This window comes from Geodermatophilus sp. URMC 60 (assembly GCF_053502585.1).
In genome coordinates, this window is sequence record NZ_CP199958.1 from 2,443,073 (window position 1) to 2,469,199 (window position 26,127).

The 26,127-nt window shown below is 75.9% G+C and carries 26 protein-coding genes, 1 tRNA gene and 1 pseudogene; 19 read left to right on the forward strand and 9 right to left on the reverse strand.

Translation table 11 applies throughout. The features are described 5' to 3' along the window. The first annotated feature begins 1 nt into the window (after position 1). The 10 genes and pseudogenes from ACWIX3_RS11730 (at position 2) to holA (ending at position 11,290) form a co-directional block, all read left to right on the forward strand. Entirely contained in the window at positions 2 to 1,255 is a 1,254-nt protein-coding gene (locus ACWIX3_RS11730; RefSeq protein WP_448612242.1) for a glutamate-5-semialdehyde dehydrogenase, read from the forward strand. A gap of 42 nt (positions 1,256 to 1,297) precedes the next feature. After that, positions 1,298 to 2,185 carry an AAA family ATPase gene (locus ACWIX3_RS11735; protein WP_448612243.1) on the forward strand — a complete coding sequence of 296 codons (888 nt, stop codon included), beginning with the start codon at positions 1,298 to 1,300 and terminating at the stop codon, positions 2,183 to 2,185. 53 nt (positions 2,186 to 2,238) lie between these two features. Then, complete coding sequence (locus ACWIX3_RS11740) at positions 2,239 to 3,651, forward strand: vWA domain-containing protein (protein ID WP_448612244.1); 1,413 nt, start codon at positions 2,239 to 2,241, stop codon at positions 3,649 to 3,651. A 243-nt stretch (positions 3,652 to 3,894) separates the two neighbouring features. After that, positions 3,895 to 4,653 (forward strand): nicotinate-nucleotide adenylyltransferase, encoded by a 759-nt coding sequence (gene nadD, locus ACWIX3_RS11745; RefSeq protein ID WP_448612245.1) that lies wholly within the window; start codon positions 3,895 to 3,897, stop codon positions 4,651 to 4,653. Further along, on the forward strand, positions 4,650 to 5,183 hold the full coding sequence (rsfS, locus tag ACWIX3_RS11750) for a ribosome silencing factor (protein ID WP_448612246.1): 534 nt from the start codon (positions 4,650 to 4,652) through the stop codon (positions 5,181 to 5,183). The genes nadD and rsfS overlap by 4 nt, the downstream gene beginning before the upstream one ends. Then, on the forward strand, positions 5,180 to 5,911 hold the full coding sequence (locus ACWIX3_RS11755; RefSeq protein ID WP_448612247.1) for a histidine phosphatase family protein: 732 nt from the start codon (positions 5,180 to 5,182) through the stop codon (positions 5,909 to 5,911). Before rsfS ends, ACWIX3_RS11755 begins: the two co-directional genes overlap by 4 nt. A 50-nt stretch (positions 5,912 to 5,961) precedes the next feature. After that, complete coding sequence (locus ACWIX3_RS11760; protein ID WP_448612248.1) at positions 5,962 to 6,873, forward strand: DegV family protein; 912 nt, start codon at positions 5,962 to 5,964, stop codon at positions 6,871 to 6,873. A gap of 139 nt (positions 6,874 to 7,012) precedes the next feature. Next, a complete protein-coding gene (locus ACWIX3_RS11765; RefSeq protein ID WP_448612249.1) occupies positions 7,013 to 7,861 on the forward strand; it encodes a ComEA family DNA-binding protein in 849 nt (282 codons plus the stop codon). A 689-nt stretch (positions 7,862 to 8,550) separates the two neighbouring features. After that, a pseudogene (locus ACWIX3_RS11770) lies at positions 8,551 to 9,972 on the forward strand (ComEC/Rec2 family competence protein); the annotation flags it as partial. Positions 9,973 to 10,297: 325 nt separating this feature from the next. Beyond that, a complete protein-coding gene (holA, locus tag ACWIX3_RS11775) occupies positions 10,298 to 11,290 on the forward strand; it encodes a DNA polymerase III subunit delta (RefSeq protein ID WP_448612250.1) in 993 nt (330 codons plus the stop codon). Between the two features lie 309 nt (positions 11,291 to 11,599). Here the strand turns inward: holA and rpsT are convergent, their stop codons facing one another. Beyond that, positions 11,600 to 11,866, reverse strand: a complete 267-nt coding sequence (rpsT, locus tag ACWIX3_RS11780; RefSeq protein WP_448612251.1) for a 30S ribosomal protein S20 — start codon at positions 11,864 to 11,866, stop codon at positions 11,600 to 11,602. A gap of 179 nt (positions 11,867 to 12,045) precedes the next feature. On the opposite strand from rpsT, the gene lepA reads away from it, so the two are divergent. Then, entirely contained in the window at positions 12,046 to 13,875 is a 1,830-nt protein-coding gene (gene lepA, locus ACWIX3_RS11785) for a translation elongation factor 4 (RefSeq protein ID WP_448612252.1), read from the forward strand. Next, positions 13,872 to 14,531: an MOSC domain-containing protein gene (locus tag ACWIX3_RS11790; protein ID WP_448612253.1), complete on the forward strand. Its 660-nt coding sequence runs from the start codon at positions 13,872 to 13,874 to the stop codon at positions 14,529 to 14,531. The genes lepA and ACWIX3_RS11790 overlap by 4 nt, the downstream gene beginning before the upstream one ends. Positions 14,532 to 14,547: 16 nt before the next feature. On the opposite strand, the gene ACWIX3_RS11795 is transcribed toward ACWIX3_RS11790, so the two are convergent. Then, on the reverse strand, positions 14,548 to 14,958 hold the full coding sequence (locus ACWIX3_RS11795; RefSeq protein WP_448612254.1) for a VOC family protein: 411 nt from the start codon (positions 14,956 to 14,958) through the stop codon (positions 14,548 to 14,550). Between the two features lie 212 nt (positions 14,959 to 15,170). Between ACWIX3_RS11795 and ACWIX3_RS11800 the strand changes: the two genes are divergently transcribed. Continuing rightward, the gene (locus ACWIX3_RS11800) at positions 15,171 to 16,979 is read left to right on the forward strand and encodes an FAD-dependent monooxygenase (protein WP_448612255.1); all 1,809 of its coding nucleotides are present in this window, start codon (positions 15,171 to 15,173) and stop codon (positions 16,977 to 16,979) included. Next, the gene (locus tag ACWIX3_RS11805) at positions 16,976 to 17,509 is read left to right on the forward strand and encodes a hypothetical protein (protein WP_448612256.1); all 534 of its coding nucleotides are present in this window, start codon (positions 16,976 to 16,978) and stop codon (positions 17,507 to 17,509) included. Before ACWIX3_RS11800 ends, ACWIX3_RS11805 begins: the two co-directional genes overlap by 4 nt. 27 nt (positions 17,510 to 17,536) lie before the next feature. On the opposite strand, the gene ACWIX3_RS11810 is transcribed toward ACWIX3_RS11805, so the two are convergent. From ACWIX3_RS11810 to ACWIX3_RS11835, 6 genes are read right to left on the reverse strand one after another with little or no spacing between them, the layout of a single operon-like run. After that, a complete protein-coding gene (locus ACWIX3_RS11810) occupies positions 17,537 to 18,079 on the reverse strand; it encodes a Clp protease N-terminal domain-containing protein (protein ID WP_448612257.1) in 543 nt (180 codons plus the stop codon). A gap of 2 nt (positions 18,080 to 18,081) precedes the next feature. Beyond that, positions 18,082 to 18,315 (reverse strand): helix-turn-helix domain-containing protein, encoded by a 234-nt coding sequence (locus ACWIX3_RS11815; RefSeq protein WP_448612258.1) that lies wholly within the window; start codon positions 18,313 to 18,315, stop codon positions 18,082 to 18,084. A gap of 59 nt (positions 18,316 to 18,374) precedes the next feature. Then, on the reverse strand, positions 18,375 to 18,674 hold the full coding sequence (locus ACWIX3_RS11820) for a hypothetical protein (RefSeq protein ID WP_448612259.1): 300 nt from the start codon (positions 18,672 to 18,674) through the stop codon (positions 18,375 to 18,377). Positions 18,675 to 18,692: 18 nt separating this feature from the next. Then, positions 18,693 to 18,857 (reverse strand): hypothetical protein, encoded by a 165-nt coding sequence (locus ACWIX3_RS11825; protein ID WP_448612260.1) that lies wholly within the window; start codon positions 18,855 to 18,857, stop codon positions 18,693 to 18,695. A 37-nt stretch (positions 18,858 to 18,894) separates the two neighbouring features. Beyond that, a complete protein-coding gene (locus ACWIX3_RS11830; protein ID WP_448612261.1) occupies positions 18,895 to 19,155 on the reverse strand; it encodes a YbaK/EbsC family protein in 261 nt (86 codons plus the stop codon). Continuing rightward, positions 19,152 to 20,120 (reverse strand): zinc-binding dehydrogenase, encoded by a 969-nt coding sequence (locus ACWIX3_RS11835; RefSeq protein WP_448612262.1) that lies wholly within the window; start codon positions 20,118 to 20,120, stop codon positions 19,152 to 19,154. The genes ACWIX3_RS11830 and ACWIX3_RS11835 overlap by 4 nt, the downstream gene beginning before the upstream one ends. A 198-nt stretch (positions 20,121 to 20,318) precedes the next feature. On the opposite strand from ACWIX3_RS11835, the gene ACWIX3_RS11840 reads away from it, so the two are divergent. Then, on the forward strand, positions 20,319 to 21,191 hold the full coding sequence (locus ACWIX3_RS11840) for a class I SAM-dependent methyltransferase (protein WP_448612263.1): 873 nt from the start codon (positions 20,319 to 20,321) through the stop codon (positions 21,189 to 21,191). A gap of 142 nt (positions 21,192 to 21,333) precedes the next feature. On the opposite strand, the gene selD is transcribed toward ACWIX3_RS11840, so the two are convergent. After that, a complete protein-coding gene (gene selD, locus ACWIX3_RS11845) occupies positions 21,334 to 22,341 on the reverse strand; it encodes a selenide, water dikinase SelD (protein ID WP_448612264.1) in 1,008 nt (335 codons plus the stop codon). 23 nt (positions 22,342 to 22,364) lie between these two features. Here selD and ACWIX3_RS11850 point away from each other — a divergent pair. From ACWIX3_RS11850 to ACWIX3_RS11865, 4 genes are all read left to right on the forward strand, one after another. Continuing rightward, positions 22,365 to 22,460: transfer RNA gene (locus ACWIX3_RS11850), tRNA-OTHER, on the forward strand. A 41-nt stretch (positions 22,461 to 22,501) separates the two neighbouring features. Beyond that, positions 22,502 to 23,812, forward strand: coding sequence for an L-seryl-tRNA(Sec) selenium transferase (gene selA, locus ACWIX3_RS11855; protein ID WP_448612265.1), 1,311 nt, complete (start codon positions 22,502 to 22,504; stop codon positions 23,810 to 23,812). Further along, positions 23,803 to 25,578 (forward strand): selenocysteine-specific translation elongation factor, encoded by a 1,776-nt coding sequence (gene selB / locus ACWIX3_RS11860; protein WP_448612266.1) that lies wholly within the window; start codon positions 23,803 to 23,805, stop codon positions 25,576 to 25,578. The genes selA and selB overlap by 10 nt, the downstream gene beginning before the upstream one ends. A 79-nt stretch (positions 25,579 to 25,657) precedes the next feature. After that, complete coding sequence (locus ACWIX3_RS11865) at positions 25,658 to 26,023, forward strand: VOC family protein (protein WP_448612267.1); 366 nt, start codon at positions 25,658 to 25,660, stop codon at positions 26,021 to 26,023. Positions 26,024 to 26,127: the final 104 nt, after the last annotated feature.

The following is a 26,127-nucleotide window of genomic DNA, read 5'->3' on the forward strand; positions in this document are numbered from 1 at the left end:
CGTGTCCGACGTCTCCGGCCTGCCGCTGATCGGGGCCGCGGCGCTGCGCGCCCGCGCCGCCGCCCGGGTGCTGCGCACCCTGCCCACCGACACCAAGGACGCCGCGCTGCGCGCCATGGCCGACGCGCTGGTCGAGCGCGCCGACGAGGTGCTCGCCGCCAACGCCGCGGACGTGGAGGCGGCCGCGGCCGACGGCACCCCGGCGTCCGTCCTCGACCGGCTGCGGCTCGACACCCGCCGCATCGCCGGCGTGGCCGACGCGCTGCGCCAGCTCGTGGCGCTGCCCGACCCGGTCGGCGACGTCGTCCGCGGGTCGACGCTGCCCAACGGGCTGCAGCTGCGGCAGGTGCGCGTCCCCCTCGGTGTGGTCGGCATCGTCTACGAGGCCCGGCCGAACGTGACCGTCGACGCCGCGGGCCTGTGCCTCAAGAGCGGTAACGCGGCGCTGCTGCGGGGCTCGGCCTCGGCGTTCCGGACCAACACCGCCCTGGTCGCCGTCCTCACCGAGGCGGCGGAGAAGGCCGGGCTCCCGGCCGGCTCGGTCGAGTTGCTGCCCGCCGACCGCGCCTCGGTCGGCGAGCTGCTGAACGCCCGCGGCCTGGTCGACGTGGTGATCCCGCGCGGGGGCGCGTCGCTGATCCAGCGGGTGGTGCGCGAGGCGCGGGTGCCGGTCATCGAGACCGGCGAGGGCAACTGCCACGTCTACGTCGACACCTCGGCCGACCCCACGACCGCCGAGGCGATCGTGCTCAACGCCAAGACCCACCGGGTGAGCGTCTGCAACTCCGCCGAGACGCTGCTGGTGCACCGCGACGTGCCGTTCCTGCCGCGACTGCTGTCCGCACTCGTGGACGCCGGGGTGACGCTGCACGGCGACGAGCGCGCCCGGGCCGCCCATGACGCCGTCGTCCCCGCGACCGACGAGGACTGGGCGACCGAGTACCTGTCGATGGACATGGCCGTGCGCGTGGTCGACGACCTGCCGGCGGCGCTGGACCACATCGAGCGGTGGGGGAGCGGGCACTCCGAGGCGATCGTCGCCGACTCCGCGCGCGCCATCGCCGACTTCACCGCCGGGGTGGACGCCGCAGCGGTGCTGGTCAACGCCTCGACCCGGTTCACCGACGGCGGCGAGTTCGGCTTCGGCGCCGAGATCGGCATCTCCACCCAGAAGCTGCACGCCCGCGGTCCGCTGGGGCTGCCGGAGCTCACCTCCACCACCTACGTCGTGACGGGCAGCGGCCACACGCGCTGAGCCCCACATCCGGCCCACCCCGCCACCCGATCGAGGAGCCGCATGCCCCGCCCGCCGTCGCAGTCCCCGCAGTTCTCCTCGGTCTCCGACGTCGGCAAGCGGCTGGCGGCGGCCGGCTACCTGCCCGACGCCCAGATCTCCACCACCGTCTTCCTCGCCGACCGGCTGGGCAAGCCGCTGCTGGTCGAGGGACCGGCGGGCACGGGCAAGACCGAGCTGGCCAAGGCGCTGGCGGCGTCCACCGGCGCGGAGCTGATCCGGCTGCAGTGCTACGAGGGCCTCGACGAGGCGCGGGCGCTGTACGAGTGGAACTACAAGAAGCAGCTGCTGCGCATCCAGGCCGCGCAGGGCACCGACGGCGCGGACTGGGGCACCGTCCACGACGACATCTTCGGCGAGGAGTTCCTGCTCGCCCGGCCGCTGCTGACCGCCATCCGGCGCACCGAGCCGACCGTGCTGCTCATCGACGAGACCGACAAGGCCGACGTCGAGGTCGAAGGCCTGCTGCTCGAGGTGCTCAGCGACTTCCAGGTCACCATCCCCGAGCTCGGCACGGTGACCGCGGCGCGCCGGCCGATGGTGGTGCTGACGTCCAACGCCACCCGCGAGCTGTCGGAGGCACTGAAGCGACGCTGCCTGTACCTCGCGCTGGACTACCCGTCGGCCGAGCGGGAGCGGGAGATCGTGCTCTCCCGGGTGCCCGACCTCGCCCCTGGTCTGGCCGAGCAGCTGGTCCGCACGGTGCGGGCGCTGCGGGCGCTGGAGCTGAAGAAGTCGCCGTCGATCTCGGAGACCCTCGACTGGGCGCAGACGCTGCTCGAGCTCGGCCTGGACACCCTCGACGAGACGGCGGTCCGCTCGACGCTCGGCGTGGTGCTCAAGCACGCCAGCGACCAGGAGCGGGCCGCGGCCGAGCTGCGGCTCAACTGATGCCGGCGGCGGGTGGCGGGACCGGAGGCGTGGCCGGGGGCGGGACCAGGGGCGTGGCCGCTCCCGGCGGGCTCGCGGGGCACCTCGACGGCTTCGTCCGCGCGGTGCGCGACGCCGGCATCCCGGTCGGCATCAGCCAGGCCGTCGACGCCGCCGAGATCCTCACCGTGGTCGACCTCCTCGACCGCGAGCAGCTGCGGCACGGGCTGGCGGCGGTGCTGCTGCAGCGGGCGGCGCAGCGACCGGCCTACGACGTGCTGTTCGACCTGTGGTGGCCGCTGTCGGACCGGCCGGTCGCCCTCTCCGCCGGCGACGAGCCCGACGGGGAGCCGGGCGAACCCGGCGAGCCCACCCTCGACCTGCCCGACGGCACCGACCTCGCGCAGCTCATGCGCGAGGAGCTGTCCCGGCTGCTGCTCGACGGCGACGAGGAGGCGCTGCGCCGCTTCGCCCGCGAGGCGGTCGACCAGCTGGGCCGGACGGCGCCGTCGCCGTCGGGCCAGTCCTTCTTCAGCTACCGCGTGATGCGCGCCCTCTCACCGGACACCCTGGTCGCCCGGCTCCTGGCCGGCCTGCTCGCGGACGGCGAACGCGGCGGGCTGGCCGAGCAGGTGGCCCGCCAGACGGTGCGCGAGCGGCTGGCCGCGTTCCGCGCCGCGGTGGAGGCCGAGGTCCGGCGGCGGACGGCGGCCGAGCGCGGCCGGGACAAGGTGGCGAAGAACGCCGTCCGCCCCCTGGCCGACCAGGTCGACTTCCTGCGCGCCCAGGCCGCGGACCTCGCCGAGCTGCGCCGGACGGTCGCCCCGCTGGCCCGGCGGCTGGCCGTGCGGCTGTCGGCGCGACGGCAGCTCGGCCGCGAGGGTCGGCTGGACTTCCGCAAGACCGTCCGGGCGTCGCTGGGCACCGGCGGCGTGCCGGTGGTGACCCATCACCGGCCGCGGAAGGTGCACAAGCCGGAGCTGGTGGTGCTGTGCGACGTCAGCGGCTCGGTCGCGGGCTTCAGCCACTTCACGCTGATGCTGACCCAGGCGCTGCGCGAGCACTTCTCCGGAGTGCGGGCCTTCGCGTTCGTCGACTCCACCGACGAGGTGACCCGGTTCTTCCGCCCCGGTGTCGACGTCGCCGATGCCGTCGCCCGGATCGGACGGGAGGCCGACGTCGTCGGCTTCGACGGGCACAGCGACTACGGGACGGCGTTCGAGGCCTTCGCCGACCGCTGGCCGTCGGCCGTCGGGCCGAAGACGTCGCTGCTCGTGCTCGGGGACGGGCGCACCAACTACCGCCCACCGGGGCTGCCGGTGCTGGCCGACCTGGTCCGCCGCTCCCGCTCGGCGCACTGGCTCAACCCCGAGCCGCGCCGTCTGTGGGGGAGCGGGGACTCCGCGGCCGACCGTTACGGCGAGGTGGTCGACATGGTCGAGTGCCGCAACGCCGCCCAGCTCGCGGACTTCGTCACCACGCTCTAGCGGGCGGGCCGTAACCCGGTCCACCGAGAGTCGTTGTACCCGATGGGTGCCGGGCGTCCCGGCGCCGGTGGCGTCTCCCGTGCGCAGGAGTCGCGGCCGGCCGTGACCGGCGGCACGGGGAGGCCGGTCGCGGAGGGCCCACGCTGGTCTCCGGTCCGGGGTACCTGGCGGGGAGGCCCCGTGCCCGCTGTCCGGGGCCGGTCCTCACGGGCCGGCCCCGGACCGCCCGGATACGCTCGATCGGTGGCGGGTCGGCGGGTCGGGGTGATGGGCGGGACGTTCGATCCCGTCCACCACGGGCACCTCGTGGCCGCGAGCGAGGTCGCGGTCCTCTTCGGTCTGGACGAGGTGGTCTTCGTGCCCACCGGCCAGCCGTGGCAGAAGAGCGACCGCGACGTGGCACCGGCCGAGGACCGCTACCTCATGACCGTCATCGCCACCGCCTCCAACCCGCGGTTCTCGGTGAGCCGGGTGGACGTCGACCGCGGCGGTCCCACCTACACGATCGACACGCTCACCGACCTGCAGCGGCAGCGGCCCGACGACGAGCTGTTCTTCATCACCGGCGCCGACGCCCTCTCGCAGATCCTCAGCTGGCGCGACAGCGACCGCTGCTTCGAGCTCGCGCACTTCATCGGCGTCACCCGCCCTGGCTTCGACCTGGGCGCGTCCCACCTGCCGGAGGGGGCGGTCAGCCTGGTCGAGGTGCCGGCGCTGGCGATCAGTTCCAGCGACTGCCGTGACCGGGTCGGCCGGGGGATGCCGGTCTGGTACCTGGTCCCCGACGGCGTCGTGCAGTACATCGAGAAGCGCGGGCTGTACCGGTCGGGCGTCGGTGCCCGCGCCGTCGCCCGAGAGGGCATCGCCGCCCGGGGCGGGGCCGGCGACGCCCCGCCGTCCGGGGACCGCCCGACCTACGACCGGCCGCCCGCGACGGCGCCCCGGACCGAGGGTCCGTCTCCCGAACCACCGACCACCGATCCCCAGGAGGTACCCCGATGACCGCCTCGACCGAGGCGCGGGAGACCGCACTGCTGGCCGCCCAGGCCGCCGCCGACAAGCTGGCGACCGACGTCGCGATCGTCGACGTCAGCGAGCGGCTGGCCATCACCGACGCCTTCGTGCTGGCGTCGGCGCCCAACGAGCGCCAGGTGCAGGCCATCGTCGACGAGGTGGAGGAGCGCCTGCGGCAGCACGGCGTCAAGCCGGTGCGCCGGGAGGGCGTGGCCGAGGCGCGCTGGGTGCTGCTGGACTTCGTCGACGTCGTTGTGCACGTCCAGCACGCCGAGGAGCGCGCCTACTACGCGCTCGAGCGGCTCTGGAAGGACTGCCCGACGATCCCGTTCGTCGACCGCTCCGCGCCGCAGGGCGACGGGGCGGCTCGCGGCACCGCGGCGCTGTCGGCCGACGACGTCGACCCGGCCGGCGCCGACCTGACGCCACTGGCCTCCGAGCCGGGCGACGGGGATCCGGCGGGCGGCGGTGCCCTCGAGGACGAGGACCCGGCCGCGCCGGAGGCGGCCGACCGGTGAGCGGCGTCCCGGCGCTGCCGGTGCCGAGGCTGGTCCTCTGGCGGCACGGGCGCACCGAGTGGAACGCCGCGGGCCGCTTCCAGGGCCAGCTGGACCCGCCGCTGGACGAGGTGGGCCGCCGCCAGGCGCTGCGGTCCGCGCCGCACGTGGCCGCGCCGCTGCCCGAGGGCACGGTCGTCGTCTCCAGCGACCTGGGCCGGGCCGCGGAGACCGCGGTGGCGCTCACCGACGTGCTCGGGGTGCCGCTGCGGCTGGACGCGCGGCTGCGCGAGGTCGGCATGGGCTCCTGGGAGGGGCTGACCCGCGAGGAGGTCGCCGAGCGCCACCCCGAGCAGTACGCCGACTGGCTCGCGGGGCGACCCATCGTCGGACGCGGCGGTGAGGACGCCGCAGACGTGCCGGCGCGGGCGCTGGCAGCGCTGCGCGACCTGCCCGAGGCCCCGGCGGTCGTCGCCGTCACCCACGGGGGGACGTCCGCGCGCCTGATCGAGGCGCTGCTCGGGCTGGGTCCCGAGCACCGCCGCGTGCTGGGCCCCCTGGCCAACTGCGCCTGGAGCGAGCTGGCCGAGCAGAGCGGCCGGTGGCGGCTGCTGCGGCACAACACCACGGCACCGGAGCTGGCCGACGGGCCGGTCCCTCCGCCGCAGCCGGGCGCGCGTCGCCCGGATGCCGGCGCCAGCCCCGAGGAGGGCGCGCCGGGCCCCACCCAGGACGCCGACGCACTCTGACCCCCGCCGTGGCCGGTCGGCCGCGAGAGGGCGCGGGCTAGCCTCGCCGGGTGTCCGTCGCCGTGGTCACCGACTCCTCGGCGTACCTGCCTGCCCGCTTGCTGGAGCAGTACGCGGTCGAGGTCGTTCCGCTCTACGTCGTCATGGCCGGTCACTCCGGCCGCGAGGGGGACGAGATCGGGCCGGCCGACGTCGCCCGCGCGCTCGGCGCCAGGGGCCAGCGCGTCTCCACCTCCCGGCCGACACCGGGCGACTTCGTCGCCGCCTACCGCCGGCGGCTGGCCGCCGGGGCCGACCGCATCGTCTCCGTGCACCTCTCCGCGGAGCTCTCCGGCACGGTGGACGCCGCCCGGCTGGCCGCTGCCCAGGTCGGTGAGCACGTCGTGACGGTCGTCGACTCCCGCTCGGCGGCGATGGGCAACGGGTTCGCGGTGCTCGCCGCGGCCCGCGCAGCGGCACGGGGGGAGGACATGGCCGGCGTGGCCGCGGCCGCGCGGGACACCGCCGCGGCCACCCGCACGCTGTTCGTCGTCGACACCCTCGAGCACCTGCGCCGGGGCGGGCGCATCGGGCACGCTGCCTCGATGATCGGCACCGCGCTGTCGGTCAAGCCGATCCTGCACGTCGCCGACGGCCGGGTGGTGCCGCTGGAGAAGGTGCGCACGACGGCTCGGGCCCTGGTTCGCCTGGTCCAGCGCGCGGTGGAGGCCGCGGCCGGGCAGCCGGTCATGGTCGCCGTCCACCACCTGGCCGCACCGGACCGGGCCGAGCGGCTGGCCGCCGACCTCGAGGAGCGGGTGCCCGGCCTCCGCGAGCTGTACGTCAGCGAGCTGGGCGCGGCGATCGGCGCCCACGTGGGCCCGGGGGCGGTGGGCCTCGTCGTGGCACCGGCCGGCCCACCGCCGGTGCCCCCGCAACAGCCGGAGGCCGCGGACCTTCCGCAGGAGTCGGAGGACCGGTAGCGGACACGGGCGGCGGGGCACCGGTGCAGCCTGCCCGTCCGACCCACGCCCGGGCCCTCCGTGTCCACAGCGGTCGCGGACGTCCACAGTCCGCCGACGGCCCGACCGACCGGGGCCGCGGCTCCCTAACGTCGCGCCGGTGCGCCTCCCTCCCCGTCGCAGCGACGACGCCGACCTGATCCGGGAGCGGCTGCGCGCCCTGCTGCAGGAGAGCCGGTCGCCCGGCTGGGTTCCCGACGACGACCTCGATCCCGAGCCGGATGAGGAGCAGCTCCCCACCGCGGGGGCGGAGGACGGGCTGCCCGACGGCATCGGCCGGCACCGTGCCCCCGGCAGTGCCGTCCGGCTGGCGCCGGATCGCCGCGCCGCGTGGTCGCTGTGGGCCGCCGGCCTGCTCGCCGCGCTCCTCGTGGCCGGCGGCACCTGGCTGAGCCGCCCGCAGGTGCAGCCCGCGCCGGTCGAGCCGGCCCCGGCAGCGACGCCGGCGGTGGAGGAACCCGCCGCCCCTCCGTCGGTGGGCGTCGCGGCCGACTCCGACTCCGCGGCCACGGTGGTCGTCTCGGTGGTGGGCTCGGTGGCCCGGCCGGGGCTGGTCACGCTGCCCGCGGGCGCACGGGTGGCCGACGCGGTGGCGGCCGCCGGCGGCCTGCTGCCCGACACGGACCCGGCCTCGGTCAACCTCGCCGCGGTCGTCTCCGACGGCCAGCAGGTGGCGGTCGCCGTCCCCGGCGCGGAGGTGGTCGGCGGCGCCGCCGGGGCGGGCGCAGCCGGCGGCGCGGGCACAGCGGCCGGTGCCGGTCCGGTGGACCTCAACACCGCCACCGCCGCCGACCTCGACGCGCTGCCGGGCATCGGTCCGGTGCTGGCCCAGCGGATCGTCGAGCACCGCGAGCGCAACGGGTCCTTCCGCAGCGTGGAGCAGCTCGACGACGTCCCCGGCATCGGCCCGACCACCTACGCCGAGCTGGCCGAGCTGGTGACCGTGTGAGTGCAGTCCGGGAGCGCTGGTCGTGGCTGGACCTGCGGCTCGCGCCCGCGGCGGGAACGGTCTGGACCGTCACCCTCCTCGGCCCGCTCCTGCCCGTCCCGGTCCTGGCCGGCGCGGTGCCGGTGGCCTTCCTGGCCGCGGTCGCGGTGTCCCGCCGCGGCCGGTCGCCGGCGGCGGTCGTGCTGCTCGGCGTCCTGGCTGCGCTCGCCGTCACCGCGGCCACGGCGGCGGTGCGGGAGTCGTCGCGGGAGGCGTCCCCGCTGGCCGGGGTCGCCGACGAGCGGCGGACGGTCGAGCTGGTCGTGGAGCTCGACGGGGACCCCACGACGGTGCGCGGGGTGGGTCCGCCGCGGGCCGTCATCGAGGCCACGGTCACCGCGCTGGACGACGGCGGCACGCGCACCCTGCTGGACGACGCGGTGGTCCTCTTCGGCCCGGCCGACGAGTGGCGCGGGCTGCTGCCGGGTCAGGTGGTGCGGGTCCGGGCGGCGGTCGCCCCGGCCGCCGCGGAGGAGGGCGTGGTGGCGCGGCTGTCGGCGCGGGCGCCGCCGGTGCCCGTGGGGGAGCCGTCGGCGCTGCAGCGGGCCGCCGGAGGACTGCGGGAGGAGCTGCGCCAGTTGGCCGGCCGGGTGCTCGGGCCGGAGGCGGGTGGGCTGCTGCCCGGCCTGGTCGTCGGGGACACGCAGGCGATGGACCCGGTGCTCGTCGAGGACTTCCGGCGGGCCGGGCTGGCGCACCTCACGGCCGTCTCGGGTGCCAACGTGGCGATCGTGCTGGCCGGGGTGCTGGCGCCGCTGCGGCGCCGGGCGGTCGACCGGCGGGTGCAGGCGCTGGTCGCGGTGGTCGCCCTGGCCGGGTTCGTCGTGCTGGCCCGGCCCAGCGCCAGCGTGGTGCGGGCGGCGGCCATGGGTGCGGTGACGCTGCTGGCGTTGGCCACCGGGCGGTCCCGGGCGGCGCTGCCCGCCCTCGGCGCGGCCGTCGTGGTGCTGCTGCTGGTCGACCCCCGCCTCGCTCGGGACGCCAGCTTTGCCCTCTCCGTCGCGGCCACCGCGGCCATCGTGCTGCTGGCGCCGGGCTGGTCGCGCCGCCTGCGCGGCCGCGGCTGGCCGCCGGTCCCGGCCGACGCGGTCGCGGTCGCCGCGGCCGCCGGTCTGGCCACCGCGCCGCTGGTGGCGGGGCTCTCCGGTCAGGTGAGTCCGGTGTCGCTGCCGGCCAACCTGCTCGCCGCGCCGGCCGTCGCCCCCGCCACCGTGCTCGGCCTGCTGGCTGCGCTCGCGCTCGCGGTGGTGCCGCCGCTGGGCGACGCGCTGGTCTGGCTGGCCGGGTGGCCCGTGCGGTGGCTGGTGGTCGTGGCCCAGCGCGCGGCGGCGCTGCCCGACGGGGCGACCGGTTGGCCGGCCGGCACCCGCGGCGCGGTGCTGCTGACGGTGCTGCTCCTGGCGCTCGGCTGGCTGCTGTGGCGCTTCCCCCGCGCCCGGCCGCTGGCCGTCGCCGCCCTTCTCGGCGTCCTGGTGCTCGGCTGGCCGCTGCGGCAGGTCACCCGCGGGTGGCCGCCCGAGCGGACGGTCCTCGTCGCCTGCGACGTCGGCCAGGGCGACGCGCTGGTGCTGCCGACCGCGCCGGGGGAGGCGGTGCTCGTGGACGCCGGGCCCGACGTCGGTCCGGTCGACCGCTGTCTGGACCGGCTGGGCGTCGACACACTGCCCCTGGTGCTGGTCACCCACCTCGACGCCGACCACGCCGGCGGGCTGGCCGGGGCGCTGTCCGGGCGGGACGTCGGTGTCGTCGCCACGGGCACGCTCTCGCCCGCCGAGGACCGCGCCGGCGCCCTGGAGGCGACGGTGCGGCGGGCCGGGGCCGAGCGTGCCGTCCTGGTCCCCGGCGACCGGCGGACGGTCGGGACGGCGACCGTCGAGGTGCTCGCGCCGCCGCCGGAGATCGCGACGGCCGCGGTGCCGGCCAACGACCTGTCGCTGGTCGTCCGGGTGACCCAGCGCGGGATCCGGGTCCTGCTCACCGGCGACCTGAGCGGCGCGATGGAGGCACGGATCGTCGCGCGCGGCGTCGACCTGCGGGCCGATGTGCTCAAGGTGCCGCACCACGGCAGCGCCGACGCCGACCGCGGCTTCTTCACCGCCACCCGGGCGCGGGTCGCGCTGGTCTGGGTGGGCGCGGACAACACCTACGGGCACCCGACGGCCCGGGTGCTGTCCTGGCTGGCGCAGCAGGGCGTCCGGGTGCACCGCACCGACCGGCAGGGCGACCTGGCCGTGGTGGGCGACGCCGGCACGTGGGGCGTGGCCGTCCGCGGGCCGGACGGCGGCGTCGCCGCGGCCGGCGCACCGGGGGAGGGCCTCCCGGCGGACCCGGTCGCCGGGCACACTGCCGTCCGTGCGGGACGACGGGAGCGTCGCCCCCGCGTGACACCATGCCGGTGTGGCAGCAGCACCCCCCGCACCGACCTCCCGCCTGCGCGCCGTGGTGGGCGAGGAGGAGCTGCTGCGCTCGCGGGCGGTCTCCGCCGTGCGGGCCGCCGTGCTCGAGCGCCACCCCGACGCGGAGCTGCACGACCTGCCGGCGCAGGGGCTGCCGGTCGGGCAGCTCGCCGACGTCCTGGCCCCCTCGCTGTTCGGCACGCACCGGCTGGTCGTCGTCACCGGGGTGCACGAGGCCGCCGGGGCGCTCGCCGACGCGCTCACCGGCTACGCCAAGGACCCCGACCCGGATCTGACCCTGGTCATCGTCCACTCCGGCGGCAAGCGCAACGAGGCCCTGGTCAAGGCGTTCACCGCCGCGGGGGCGGCCGTCGACGACTGCCCCAAGGTCAGCTCCGTGGGGGACCGGATCGCCTTCGTGCGCAACGAGGTCCGCTCGGCCGGCGGCCGGATCACCCCGGACGCCGCCTCGGCGCTGGTCGACGCGATCGGTGCGGACCTGCGGCAGCTCTCCTCCGCCGCCAGCCAGCTGGTCTCGGACTTCGGCGGCACGATCGACGCCGACGCCGTCGCCCGGTTCCACCGGGGGCAGGCGGAGGTCACCGGTTTCACCGTCGCCGAGCGGGTGCTCGTCGGCGACCGGCAGGGCTCCCTGGAGATGCTGCGCTGGGCACTGCAGCGCGGGGTCGCGCACGTCCTCATCGCCGACGCCATCGCCGACGGGGTGCGGACCGCGGCTCGCGTGTCCTCGGTCCGCAGCTCCAACCCCGGCGACCTCGCCCGCACGCTGAGGATGCCGCCCTGGAAGGTCAAGCGGGCGCAGTCGCAGGCGCGCGGCTGGAGCATCGACGGTCTGCAGCAGGCGATCGGCGTGGCCGCCGAGCTCAACGCCGACGTCAAGGGCGCGGCGGCCAGCGCCGACTACGCGCTGGAGCGGGCGATCCGGCGGATCGTCGCCATCCGCCGGGAGACCGGCCGCAGCGTCCGCGGCTGAGGGAGGACGGCCCCCCACCGCTCACAGGCTCGCGCCAGGCCCCGTCCAGAGGCTCGCCGCCGGCCCCGTCCCGGGTCCCGCCGGCCTCCCTGCAGGGTCCCCGCTGCGAGCTTGCAAGTGGCGGAGGCAGGGAGGTCCTGCTCCGAGGGGTGGGGAGGACGGTGTCCTTCCACGGTGAGGAGGACGGGGTCCTCCTACCTGCAGGGGCCGTCCTCCTACCTGCAGGGGGCACAGCCCCGGGAACGCGACGAGCCCCCGTCCCGCGAGGGGAGGGGGCTCGTCGGACGGCCGCGGGGACGCGGCCGGAGGTCAGCTGGAGAGGCCGGCCAGCTGCCGGGCCATGCCCGACTTGCGGTTCGCGGCCTGGTTCTTGTGGATGACGCCCTTGCTGGCGGCCTTGTCCAGCGCCTTGCTGGCGGTCTGCAGCGCGGTCGTCGCGGCCGCGGCGTCCCCGGTGGCAGCAGCCGTGCGGAAGCGGCGGACGGCCGTCTTCAGGGCGGACTTGACGGCAACGTTGCGCTGACGCGCCTTCTCGTTGGTCTTGTTCCGCTTGATCTGGGACTTGATGTTCGCCACGCGTGAGCCTCGGGTGTGTCTCGGAGGGGGTACTTCTGGACAGTGCGTCCGGACGGGGTGCGTCAGCGGACCGGTCTGCCAAGATACCAGCGTCGTCCACACGGCCCCAACCCGCCGGTACGCGTCCCGCCCGAGCGGTGGCTGGACGACGCGGCCGGCCGTGGGACCATGGGGGCACTGTGACGACTCCCGCCTCCACCGACCCGGCCCGCATCCGGAACTTCTGCATCATCGCCCACATCGACCACGGCAAGTCGACGCTGGCCGACCGGATGCTCGAGGTCACCGGGATCATCGAGGCGCGGCAGATGCGTGCCCAGTACCTCGACCGGATGGACATCGAGCGCGAACGCGGCATCACCATCAAGGCGCAGAACGTGCGCCTGCCGTGGCAGGTCGGGGACACCGAGTACGTCCTCGACATGATCGACACCCCCGGCCACGTCGACTTCACCTACGAGGTGTCCCGCTCGCTGGCCGCCTGCGAGGGGGCCGTGCTGCTGGTCGACGCCGCCCAGGGGATCGAGGCCCAGACGCTGGCCAACCTCTACCTGGCGCTGGAGAACGACCTCACGATCATCCCGGTCCTCAACAAGATCGACCTGCCGGCGGCGCAGCCGGAGAAGTACGCCGCGGAGATCGCCCACATCATCGGCTGCGACCCCTCCGACGTCCTCAGGGTCAGCGGCAAGACCGGTGAGGGCGTGCCCGCGCTGCTCGACGCGATCGTCGAGCAGATCCCCGCCCCGGAGGGCGACGCGCAGGCCCCGGCCCGGGCGATGATCTTCGACTCCGTCTACGACATCTACCGCGGCGTCATCACCTACGTGCGGGTCGTCGACGGCCGGATCTCCGCCCGCGAGCGGATCAAGATGATGTCGACCGGCGCCACGCACGAGCTGCTGGAGATCGGCGTCATCTCACCCGAGCCCAAGCCGGTTGACTCCCTCGGCGTCGGCGAGGTCGGCTACTTCATCACCGGGGTGAAGGACGTCCGCCAGTCCCGCGTCGGCGACACCGTCACGCTGCAGCACAAGCCGGCGGCCGAGCCCATCGGCGGCTACAGCGACCCCAAGCCGATGGTCTACTCCGGCCTCTACCCGATCGACGGCAGCGAGTACCCGCTGCTGCGCGAGGCGCTGGACAAGCTGCTGCTCAACGACGCCGCGCTGACCTACGAGCCGGAGACCTCCGCCGCGCTCGGGTTCGGGTTCCGCGTCGGCTTCCTCGGCCTGCTGCACCTGGAGATCGTCCGCGAGCGCCTGGAGCGCGAGGCCGGCATCAGCCTCATCTCCACCGCGCCCAACGTCGTCTACCGGGTGGTCATGGAGGACGGCTCGGAGATCACCGTGACCAACCCGAGCGACTGGCCCGAGGGCAAGATCGACCGGGTCTACGAGCCCATCGTCAACGCGACGATCATCGCGCCCAGCGACTACACCGGCGTGATCATGGAGCTCTGCCAGAGCCGACGCGGCCAGCTCGGTGGCATGGACTACCTGAGCGAGTCCCGGGTCGAGCTGCGGTACACGCTGCCCCTCGGTGAGATCATCTTCGACTTCTTCGACGCGCTGAAGTCGCGCACCCGCGGCTACGCGAGCCTCGACTACGCCGAGGCCGGCGAGCAGGAGTCGTCGTTGGTCAAGGTCGACATCCTGCTGCAGGGCGAGGCCGTCGACGCGTTCAGCGCGATCGTGCACAAGGACAAGGCCTACAGCTACGGCGTCATGATGGCCGGCAAGCTGCGCGAGCTGATCCCGCGGCAGCAGTTCGAGGTGCCGATCCAGGCCGCCGTCGGCTCCCGGGTCATCGCACGGGAGACGGTCCGCGCCATCCGCAAGGACGTCCTCGCGAAGTGCTACGGCGGTGACATCACCCGCAAGCGGAAGCTGCTGGAGAAGCAGAAGGAGGGCAAGAAGCGGATGAAGATGGTCGGCCGCGTCGAGGTCCCCCAGGAGGCCTTCGTGGCGGCGCTCTCCACCAACGAGTCCACCGCCTCCAAGAAGTGACCCGCGGCCGCCTCGACGCGGTCTGCGTCTCCGGCGCCGAGCTGCTCCCGCTGCCCGGCCGTCGTCCGAACCGCAGCGGCATCGACAAGCGGCCGGTCGCCGGGCGGGTCGCCGTCCACCCGCTCGGCCTGGACGGCGACGTCCAGGTCAACCGGAAGTACCACGGTGGCGAGGGCCAGGCGGTCTACGCCTACGCCCAGGAGGACGCCGACTGGTGGGCCGCCGAGCTGGACCGCGAGCTGCCGCCCGGCCGGTTCGGCGAGAACCTGCGGACGACGGGTCTGGACCTCACCGGCGCGGTGCTCGGCGAGCGCTGGCGGGTCGGGACGGCGCTGTTCGAGGTGACCGCCTGCCGCATCCCGTGCGCCAACTTCGAGCGGTTCTGGGGCGTGCCGCAGCTGGTCAAGCGGTTCACCGCCCGCGGGGCCAGCGGCGCCTACCTGCGGGTGCTCGAGACCGGGGACGTCGGCGCGGGCGACGCGGTCGAGGTGGTCTCCCGTCCCGACCACGGCGTCACCGTCGGCCTGCTCTTCCGGGCGACGACGACGCAGCGGCGCCGGCTGCCCGAGATCGCCCCCGCCCTGGTGCACCTCCCGCTCAAGGACCGGCCCAAGCTCGCGGCCCGGATCGAGCAACGGCTCGCCGCACGCTCCTGACCCCGTCCGGCGCTGCTCAGTGCAGCCAGGGCGCGTAGGACAGCCCGACGACCAGCCCCTCCAGGCTCTGCAGCCGGGCCACCGTCTGGCCCCACGGCTCGGTGCGCGCCGGGTGCAGCAGCCGGTACCCCTGCCGCTCCAGTTCGGCTGCGCCGCCGGCCACGGCAGCGGCGTCGGCGAGCTCGAACTCGATGCTGGCCTGCGGCACCGGCCGGTCGGCCGGCCACCCGGGGGTCCCGAAGCAGGCCTGCGCCGCCTCCGTGAGGGGCCAGACGCCGAAGTGCCTGCTGCCCTCGATCCGCTCGCTCGCGAAGTACTCGCCCTCCAGCCGCTCCAGCGGCAGGCCCAACGCGTCCACGTAGAGCGCCCGGCTCGCCACGGGATCCGGCGTGATCACGCTGATGCTGGCGATGAACAGCACGTCCACGGCACCAGCCTGGACCCGCCGTCGCGACGGCGGAACCCGGCCGCCTGCGGTCCGCGCCGGTCCTGCTGCGCGAGAGAGCCCTCCCCTGGACGGCGGGTCCCTGTCCACGTCGCCGCCGTGGAGGCTCACCGCGCCGGGCCGCTCCTCCTTCCCGGCGCCACGGCCTCCGTTCACCATCGGGGCGTCGGACAGGTCGTCCTGGGGAGGAACCGATGACCGGAGCACGGTCCCGCCACGGCGTCCCGGTGCAGGGACGCGGGTCCCCGGACGTCGACGTCCTGGTCGTGGGCGTCGGTCCGACCGGTCTCACGCTGGCCTGCGACCTGCGCCGCCGCGGCCTCGCCGTCCGGGTGGTCGACCGGCTGCCGCGGCCGGAGGTCAAGTCGCGCGGCAAGGGCGTGCAGCCGCGCACCCTCGAGGTCTTCGACGACCTGGGCGTCGTCGACCGGGTGCTCGAGGCCGGGTGGTCCCGGAACCTGAGGGTGCGCTGGTACGTCCAGCAGGAGCTGCTCGTCGACCTGCACCTGCCGGGGCGTGACCCGCTGCCCGACGTCCCCCACCCGAACCTCGTGCTCATCCCGCAGTGGCGCACCGAGCAGGTGTTGCGCGAGCGCCTGACGGAGCTGGGCGGGGCGGTCGAGTGGAACTGCGAGCTGGTGGGCCTGGAGCAGGAGGGGGACGGCGTCCTCGCCCACGTGGCCACGTCTCCCGACGGCGCCGTGGAGACGATCCGGGCCGCCTGGGTGGTGGGCTGCGACGGCGGCCACAGCCGGGTGCGGGACCTGCTGGGGCTGGCACTGGAGGGGCACTCGCGCGAGGAGCGCTTCCTGTTCGGCGACGTGGAGATCGAGGGGCTGGAGCCGGTCGACAGCGGATTCGTGTGGTTCGACGGCGGGGAGTACCTCGCGGCCAGCCCGTTCCGCGGCCTGCGCTCGTGGCAGGTGCAGGCCAGCCTGCCCACCGCGGCCGACGGGACGGAGCAGCCGGAGTCCCTGGAGCTGCTCCAGCGGCTGTTCGCCCAGCGCAGCGGCCTGGCGCACGTCCGCCTCTCCCGCCCGACCTGGCTCTCCACCTGGCACAGCAACGTGCGGCTGGTGGACCGCTACCGGGTGGGCCGGGTGCTGGTGGCCGGCGACGCCGCGCACCTGCACAGCCCGGTGGGCGGCCAGGGGATGAACACCGGCATCCAGGACGCCTACAACCTCGGCTGGAAGCTCGGGCTGGTGATCCGCGGCCGCGCATCCGACCGGCTCCTCGACACCTACGAGGAGGAGCGCCGGCCGATCGCGGAGGCCGTCCTCGGCGGCAGCGACCTCGGGTACCGCGCGGTCTTCGGGGCCGACCCGTTCACCACCTTCCTGCGCGAGCACGTCCTGACCCCAGCGCTGCGGATCCCGGCCGTGCAGCGGGCCGTCCTCGCGGGCGTCAGCGAGCTGGACCTCGACTACCGGGAGAGCTCCCTGGCGGAGGAGCACCGCACACCGGTGACCCGGACGCGATCGATCCCCGGTCGCGACGACGAGCGCGCCGACGCGGTGGACCAGGTGCGGTTCGCTCGAGGCGTCCGCGCGGGGGACCGAGCCCCCGACGGCACGGTGCAGGACGCGGTCACCGGTCAGCCCGCGCGGCTGTTCGACACCTTCCGCGGCCCGCAGTCCACCCTGCTGCTCTTCGACGGCGGAGCCCGCACCGACGACGGCTACACCTCGCTCGCCGGGATCGCCGACCGCGTCGAGCGGCTGTTCGGCGCCGACGTCCGCCCCTGGGTGGTGGTGCGGGGACGGCAGTCGCCCACCGAGCTCGCGGGACGGCGAGTGACCCTCGACCCGGACGGCGCGACGCACCGGCGCTACGGTGCGACCGCCGAGGCCCTGTACCTCGTCCGCCCGGACGGCCACGTCGGGCTGCGCGCCCAGCCGGCCTCGGAGGAGGTCCTCGTGCGCTACCTGGGGCGGGTGCTCGACCGCGTGGGTGCCGACGTCCGGCCGGCGCCCACCTCCCCGACGGGGAGCCCGCGGTGAGGGCGGCGAACCGGCTTCAGGCGTTGGCCGCCTGGGCCTGGGCCCGGCACCACAACGTCCTGAGCTGGTACGTCCGCCCGCTGTTCCTCCTGCCGCTGGCGTGGTCGGCCCACCGGCGCAGCCCGGCGGGCATCGCGGTCACCCTGGTCGGCCTGGCGACGAGCATGGCCTGGTTCCCGGCTCCCGCCCGGGTAGACCCCCGCGTGGCCGAGTTCCTCCGCTTCGAGCGGGAGTGGCTGACCGGGGAGTGGACCGGCCGCAAGGTGCTGCTGACGATCCTCTCGCCGCTGAGCCTGGCCGGGTTCTGCCTCGCCTTCTGGCGCCGGTCCCCGGAGTGGGGGCTGGTCGTGCTGAACGCGATGGCCGCCGGCAAGGTGCTGTGGGGTGTGGTCTCCGGTCGGGGCACCGGCTGGGCGATGCTCGCGCCCGCCGGCGCAGGGCTCGCGGTCGGCGACGTGGTCCTCGTCGTCGCCGTCCGGTCCCTGCGCCGGGGCGGGCCGAGGGAGCACGCGGCCCCTTCTGCGGCGTGACCCCTGAGCAGGGCGGTGGTCGCGGATTCAGGAGTCCAGCAACAACTCGAGCTCGTTCCGCAGGGCGGGGAGGTCGACCCCGCGGTCGTGCAGCACCTTGGCCGCCAACCCCTGGCCCTCCCGGATGAGGCCGAGGGTGATGTGCCCGTCGGTGATGCGGTTGGACCGCACCGCCAGGGCCTCGCGCAGCGAGAGCTCGAGGACCGTCTTCGCGCGGGACGTGAAGGGGATGTGCCCCGGGCTCCTCCGCCGGCGCCCGCGGCGGGGGCTGTCGAGCGCGCCCGGCCCGAAGGTCGCCTCGGCGACGTCGCGGACGGCGTCGAGGTCGATGCCCAGGGTCCGCAGCGCCTCGGCGTCCAGGTCCTCGCCCCCGAGGTGGGCGGCCACCGCCTCGGCGACCTCGGCGTGGTCGAGCCCGTGCCGGCGCAGGACGGCGGTCGTCGGGGTGTCCAGCCGCAACAGGGCGAGCAGCAGGTGCTCGGTCCCGATGTGGCCGTGCCGCAGGGCGCGCGCCTCCTCCTGGGCCAGGACGACGACCTCGCGGGCCGGGGGCGTGAAGCGTTCGAACACGGTCAGTCCCTCCGCCGGAGCGGCCCGCGGCCGCCTGCGTACTTCTTGTGCACCGCCTGCCTCGTGACGCCGAGCAGCTGGGCGATCTGCTCCCACGTCCAGCCCTGGTCGCGGGCGTTCTCCACCTGCAGGGCCTCCAGCCGCTCGACCAGGGTCCGCAGCGCGCGGACCGCTCTCAGCCCGACCGCGGGGTCACGGCTGCTGGCGGCGGAGGCCACCTGTGCTGTGTCGGCCATGCCGTCAACTGTGGTTGACGCGATGGGCGGTTGTCAACCGCCGTTGACGCGTAGAGCGGTCAGTGGACCCGGTGGTGGGTGACGACGCGTTCCCGGTCGACCAGCCAGCGGTCGTCCTCCGGGTAGAAGACGGCCCTCGAGACGTCGTCGCCGGCGAAGGCGCGGACGGCGTCCAGGGAGGTCCGGAAGCTGAGGGTGACGACCTCGGTGCGGCCGTCGTCGAGGTCCCGCGTGAGCAGGTGCGCCTCGATGTTGCCGGGGGTGGCGCGGTACTGCGCGATGCCGGTGTCGCGGACGTAGGCGACGTAGGCGTCGCGGTCCTCGGTGCGGACCCAGCCGCGCCAGGTGCGGGCGATCACGGTCCAGCCCTCCAGGTGTCAAGCCACGGCGGCCTCGTCGCCTCCGGTCAGCCGCAGCAGGTCGGCGTAGGTGAGCGCGACCATCGTGTGGTGGTCGCCGCCGCCTGCCCAGAGGAGCGGGTACGCCGCGAGGTCGACGTCCACCAGCGCGCGCAGCCGGGCGGGGTGGCCGGTCGGCGCCACCCCGCCGACCTCCTGGCCGGTGGCCGCGAGGACGAGGTCAGGGTCGGGCCCGGCGCACCCGCTGCGCGCCGACGAGCGCCGCCACCTTCCCCGTGTCCACCCGGTGCGCGCCGCTGGCCAGCACGAGCAGCGGCGCGCCGTCGGCGTCGAAGACGAGGCTGTTGGCGATGGCGCCCACCTCGCAGCCGAGCGCCTCGGCGGCGGCGGCCGCCGTCGGCACCGGCTGGTCGAAGCGACGCACCTCGGCGTCCACCCCGGCCTCGCGGAGCGCGGCGACCACCCGGTCGACCGCGCTCACGGGAGCGTGAAGACGATCTTCCCCGCCGTCCGGCCCTCGAGCATCCGCTCGAAGCCCTCGCGCGCCTGCTGCAGCGGCAGCTCGACGTCGATCACCGGGCGGACGCCGGTGGCCGTGCACATCCGCATCAGCGCCTCCAGCTCCTCGCGGGTGCCCATCGTCGAGCCGATGACCGACAGCTGGGTGAAGAAGACCCGGTTCAGCTCCGCGCCGGGGTTGAACCCCGTGGTCGCGCCGGACGTGACGATGACCCCGCCGGGCTTGAGCGACTTGACGCTGTGGCTCCAGGTCGCCTCGCCGACGGTCTCCATCACGCCGTCCACCCGCTCGGGCAGCCGCGCGCCGGTCTCGAACGCCTGCTCCGCGCCCAGCTCGAGCGCCGCCTGGCGCTTCTCCTCGCTGCGGCCGGTCACCCAGACCCGGAAGCCGGCCGCCCGGCCCAGCACGGTCAGCGCGGTGGCCACGCCGCCGCTGGCGCCCTGCACGAGCACGGTGTGTCCCGGCCGCAGCCCGGACTTCACGAACAGCATCCGGTAGGCGGTCAGCCAGGCGGTCGGCAGGCATGCGGCCTCGGCGAAGGAGAGCTCGGCCGGCTTGCGCAGCACGTTGCGCCGGGGGACGGCGACCCGCTCGGCCATCGTGCCCTGGTACAGCTCGGAGAAGAGCGTGCGCTTGGGGTCGAGCGTCTCGTCGCCGGTCCAGTCCGGGCTCGCGACGACGCCGTGGACGACGACCTCGTTGCCGTCCTCGTCGAGCCCCGCCGCGTCGGTGCCCAGGATCATCGGCATCCGCTCCTGCGGCAGGCCGATCCCGCGCAGGCTGAACAGGTCGTGGTGGTTCAGCGAGACGGCCTTGACCTGCACCGTCGTCCAGCCGTCGGGCACCTCCGATTCGGGGCGCTCCCCGACCTCCAGCACGGAGAGCGGGTCCTTCGGGGCGGGTGTCGAGACGAAGGCTGCGAGCATGCCCGGACTATGTCACTGCGACCCTCCGGCTCGCACCGCGGCCGGTGACCGTCCCGACCTGCGGGAAGCCGGTGCCCGGGTCCCCGGCGGTCGCCTCCGGGCACGCGCCGGAGGTCCGGAGCCGCGCCTGCAGGGGTGGGCAGACCCGTCGCCGTCCGGGACGATCGGACGTCCTGGACCCGCCGACGGGAGACGGCGATGACCGTGCCGGCACAGCCGCAGCCCCCGGTCGTCGACGCCCTCAACGCCGACATGGCCAGCGCCTGGAACGGCGAGGAGGGCGAGGACTGGGCGGCCCGGGCCGACCGCTTCGACGCGGCCTCGGCGGCCTTCGACCCGGCGCTGCTCGGCGCCGCCGGGATCGCCGCGGCCGACCGGGTGCTCGACGTCGGCTGTGGCGCCGGGATCTCGACCCGGGCCGCCGCGCGGGTGGCGGTCGACGGGCGCGCGACCGGCATCGACCTGTCGGCCCCGCTGCTGGCCGAGGCCCGCCGGCGCAGCGCGGTCGCTGGGCTGACCAACACGACGTTCGTGCAGGGCGACGCCCAGGTGCACCCCTTCGAGCCCGGCGGGCACGACCTGGTCATCAGCCGGTTCGGCGCGATGTTCTTCGGCGATCCGGTCGCGGGCTTCGGCAACATCGCGCGGGCCCTGCGACCCGGCGGGCGGCTGGCCCTGCTGTCGTGGCAGCCGCTCGCCCGGAACGAGTGGCTGCTCCTGATCCGTCGCGCCCTGGCCGCCGGCCGTCCGCTGCCCGAGCCGCCGGGCGACGCGCCCGGACCGTTCGGCCTGTCCGACCCCGACCGCGTCCGCCGCATCCTGACCGCCGCCGGGTTCGAGGCGGTCGAGCTCACCGAGGTGCCGGGGGTCGTCCGGCTGGGCGCCGACGGGGAGGACGCGTTCGACTTCGTCTCCGGGCTGGGCCTGACCCGGGGGCTCCTCGGCGGCCTCGACGACGGCGCCCGGCAGGCCGCGCTCGACGAGCTGCGCGCCGCGCTGGTCGAGCACGAGACACCGGACGGGGTGCTGCTGGACGCCTGGGCCTGGCTGACCACCGCCCAGCGGGCCTGACCGAGGTGTCGTGACGAGAGGGGCCCGGTGGGTCCCGCGAGGAGCGACGGTGGTGCTCAGCGCACCCGGGGGACGGCACGTGGCCGCGGTGTCGGCCGCGCGGTGTCGGCCGGTAGGCCGACGATGTCACCTCACGACGATGTCACCTCACGACGACGACGTGCTCCCCGCGCGGGACGAACTCGCCGATCACCGGGGCCCCGGCCACCTCGCCGCCGAGCAGCAGTCCGCCGGAGGTCTGCGCGTCGGCCAGCAGCAGCGCCTCGTCCTCGGAGACGGCGGACAGGTCGGTGTGCGGCCGCACCCAGTCGAGGTTGCGCCGGGTGCCGCCGGAGACGAAGCCCTCGGCGAGCGCCTCCCGCGCGCCGGTCAGGTAGGGGACGGCGGCGGCGTCGACCACCGCGGTCACCCCGCTGGCCCGGGCCATCTTGTAGAGGTGGCCGAGCAGGCCGAAGCCGGTGACGTCGGTGCCCGCGCGGATCCCCGCGGCCACCGCGGCCCGGCCGGCGTCGCGGTTGAGCGTCGTCATCGCCGCGACCGCCTCCTCCGACACCTCGCCGGTGGCCTTCATCCGGTTGTTGAGCACGCCGATCCCCAGCGGCTTGGTCAGCGACAGCGGCGTCCCGGCGACCGCGGCGGAGTTGGTGATCACCCGGTCGACGTCGACGACCCCGGTCACGGCCATGCCGTACTTGGGCTCGGGGTCGTCGATGGAGTGCCCACCGCCGACGTGGCAGCCGGCCTCCTGTGCGGCCTCGAGCCCACCGCGGAGGACCTCGGCGGCGAGCTCGGCGGGCAGCACGTCGCGCGGCCAGCCGAGCAGGTTCACCGCGACGACGGGCGTCCCGCCCATCGCGTAGACGTCGGAGAGCGCGTTGGTCGCGGCGATGCGGCCGAAGGTGTGGGCGTCGTCGACGACCGGGGTGAAGAAGTCGGTGGTCAGCACCAGCCCCTGGCCGCCCGCGATCCGGACGACGGCCGCGTCGTCGCCGTCGTCCAGGCCGACGACCAGCTCTGCGGCCGGGTCGGCCGGGCCGGCAGTGGTCAGGCCGGCCACCACGGACTCCAGCTCTCCGGGCGGGATCTTGCAGGCGCAGCCGCCGCCGTGCGCGTACTGGGTGAGCCGGATGCGGGCGGGCGCGGTCGTCACGCAGCCACCGTAAGCTCCCTCGCGGAGGCGTCAGGGCGCCTGGTGGCCCCCGCGGCCTCTAAAGCCGACGTGGCCGAGCACCTCGGTCAGGCGGGTTCGATTCCCGTCCGCCTCCGCCAGCCGTCCCGCCGCCGCGGGTCGCCGCCTACGCTCCCGGGCGATGAGCGACGACCCGCGGCGGCGCGTGCCGCGCACCGACATGCTGCTGGCCGACCCGCAGCTCGCCGCCGCCGCGGACCGGCTGGGCCGCGACCTGGTGAAGGCCGCGGTCCAGGAGGTCCAGCAGCGGGTCCGCACCGGCGCGCTCGCCCCGGCCGACGCCGTGCGCGCCGTCCTGACCGCGTTGCCGACGACGGCCGGCAGTCTGCGCCCGGTGCTGAACGCGACCGGCGTCCTCGTGCACACCAACCTGGGCCGCTCACCGCTGTCGCCGGCCGCCGTGGCGGCGGTCGTCGCCGCCAGCGGCACCACCGACGTCGAGCTCGACCTGACCACCGGCCGGCGCGGGCCGCGGGGCGAGGCGGCGCTGGCCGCGCTGCGCGACGCCGTCCCGGCCGCGGAGGCCGCGCTCGTGGTCAACAACTGCGCCGCCGCGCTGGCCCTGGTGGCCACCGCGCTCGGCGGTGAGCTGGTCATCGCCCGCGGCGAGCTGGTCGAGATCGGTGACGGATTCCGCATCCCCGAGCTGCTCGAGGCCACCGGCGCGCGGCTCCGTGAGGTGGGGACGACGAACCGGGTCGCACTCGACGACTACCGGCGGGCGCTCGGCCCCGACACCGGCGCGGTGCTCAAGGTGCACCCGTCGAACTTCGTCGTCCGCGGCTTCACGCGGGCGGTGCCGGTGGCCGAGCTCGCCGCGGGACTGGCCGGCAGCGGCGTCCCGCTCGTGGCCGACGTCGGCTCCGGGCTGCTGCGCCCGCACCCGGTGCTGCCCGACGAGCCGGACCTGCAGACCACCCTCGCCGACGGCGCCGACCTGGTGCTGGCCAGCGGCGACAAGCTGCTCGGCGGCCCGCAGGCGGGGATCGTGCTCGGCCGCGCCGACCTCGTGCAGCGGCTGCGGCGGCACCCGCTCTACCGGGCGTTCCGCGTCGACAAGACGACCCTCGCGGCGCTGGAGGCCACGCTGCGCGGACCGCGGCCACCGGTGCAGCAGATGCTCGCCGCCGACCTCGACGGACTGCGCCGCCGGGCTGCCGCGCTCGCCGCCCGGCTCGCCTCCGCCGGGCTGGACGCGGTCGCGGTGGACGCCGAGGCCCGCGTCGGCGGGGGAGGGGCGCCGGAGCACCCGTTGCCCAGCGCGGCGGTGTCGCTGCCGGCGGAGTTCGCGGTGCCGCTGCGCGCCGGCACCTCGCCGGTGGTCGGGTACGTCGCGGGGGACCGCACACTGCTCGACCTGCGCAGCCTGCCGCCGGCGGACGACGAGGCGCTGGCGACCGCGGTGCTGGAGGTGGCCCGCCGGTGGACGTGACCGCTCCCGGTCCGTCCGGGATGGACGTCCTCGCGACCGCCGGCCACGTCGACCACGGCAAGTCCACGCTGGTCCGCGCGCTCACCGGCATGGAGCCCGACCGGTGGGAGGAGGAGCGCCGCCGCGGCCTGACCATCGACCTCGGCTTCGCCTGGACGACGCTGCCGTCGGGCCGGCGCCTCGCGGTCGTCGACGTGCCCGGCCACGAGCGCTTCGTGGGCAACATGCTCGCCGGGGTCGGCTCGGTGCCCGCGGCGCTGGTGGTGGTCGCGGCGGACGACGGGTGGTCGGCGCAGACCGCCGAGCACGTCGCCGTCCTCGACGCCCTCGGCGTGCGGCACGCGCTGCTCGCCGTCACGAAGGCCGACCTCGCCGACCCCGCGCCGGTGCTCGCCGACGTGCGGGAGCGGCTGGCCGCGACGTCGATGGGCGAGGTGACCGGGGTGGCCGTCAGCGCCGTCAGCGGCGCCGGCGTGGCGGACGTCGTCGCCGCGCTCGAGTCGATGCTCGCCGGGCTGCCCGCGCCGGATCCCGACGCGCCGGTGCGGCTGTGGATCGACCGGGCGTTCCCGGTGAAGGGCGCGGGCACGGTGGTCACCGGCACCCTCGCCGCCGGATGCGTCACTGCCGGCGACCGGCTGCAGCTGAGCGGCCGGGAGGTCGGCGTACGGGGGGTGCACTCGCTCGGGCAGCCGGTCGAGCGCGCCGAGGCCACCGCACGGGTGGCGCTGAACCTGCGCGGCGTCGCGGTCGAGGAGCTCTCGCGCGGCGACGCCCTGCTCACCCCCGGCGCGTTCCGCGCGACCGCCGAGCTGGACGTCTCCCTCGTCCGCGCGCCGGAGGACCGGCTGCCCGCCGAGGTGGTCGTGCACGTCGGCTCGGCCGCGGTCGGCGCGCGACTGCGCCCGCTGGAGGGGACGGCGGTGCGGCTGCGGCTGGGCACGCCGCTGCCGCTGCGGGTGGGCGACCGGCTGCTGCTGCGCGACCCCGGCGCCCGCCGGGTCCTCGGCGCCGACGTCCGGGACGTCGACCCGCCGGAGCTGCGCCGCCGCGGAGCCGCCCGTCGGCGTGCCGCGGAGCTGGCCGCGCAGCCCGCCGGCACGGCCGGGGCCGCCGCCGAGCTCGCCCGCCGCCGGTTCGTCCGGGCCGCCGACTTCGCCGCGATGGGCTGGCCGGTGCCCGAGGAGGCGACGGCCGTGGGGCCCTGGCTGCTCGCACCCGGGCTGGTCGACGAGCTGGCCGCGGCCCTGCCCGGGATCGTCGCCCGCTACCGGCAGCTGCGCCCGCTCGAGCCCGGCCCGCCGGTGGCCGTCGCCCGCCGGGCACTGGAGCTGCCCGACGACGAGCTGGTGCCGGCTGCCGTCCGCGAGCCGCTGACCCTCCGCGAGGGCCGGGTGGTCGTCGCGACCGCCGGCCTGCCCGCCCCGGTGCAGCAGGCGGTCGACCGGATGCGCGCGACGCTGGCCGCCGAACCCTTCGCCGCACCGGACGCCGACCAGCTGCGCGCCGCGGGGCTGGGCCCGCGGGAGCTGGCCGCGGCGGTCCGTGACGGGCAGCTGGTGAAGATCGCCGACGGGGTCTACCTCGCGCCCGGGGTGGCCGAGCAGGCGCGGGCGCGGCTGGCCGGCGTCCCGGCGCCCTTCACGCTCAGCCAGGCCCGCTCCGCGTGGGGGACCAGCCGACGGGTCGCCGTCCCGCTGATGGAGTGGCTGGACGCGCGCGGCGTCACCGAGCGGCTGCCCGACGACACCCGCCGGCTGCGCTGAACCCGTGCCCTCCGGGGACCCCCGGACCCTGCACGGGACCCGCCCGTTCGCGTCACCACCCCGGGGCACGATGACGGACATGGCCGAAATCCCTGAGCACCATCACCACACCGTCGACTACGTCGAACTCACCGTCACCGACCTCGCGGAGGCGAAGCGGTTCTACGCCGATGCCTTCGGCTGGGGGTTCACCGACTACGGAGCGCAGTACGCCGGGATCCGCGACGGGTCCGGAGCGGAGGTCGGGGGTCTCGCGCTCGGCACGGAGGTGCGCCCGGGCGGGCCCCTGGTCCTGCTGTACTCGGCCGACCTCGACCAGACCCTCACCTCGGTGACGTCCGCCGGTGGCCGGGTGGTCAACGGTCCCTACGGGTTCCCCGGCGGACGGCGGTTCCACTTCCAGGACACCAGCGGTAACGAGCTCGGCGTCTGGTCGGGGGTCTGAGCCGCCTCCCCTCCGGTTCCGCCCACCGACCGCGCAGGTCGTCGAGCAGGTGCGCTCGACCGCGGCGCGGTGCGGCCTGGCGCCCGAGGAGTGGCGGGACGAGG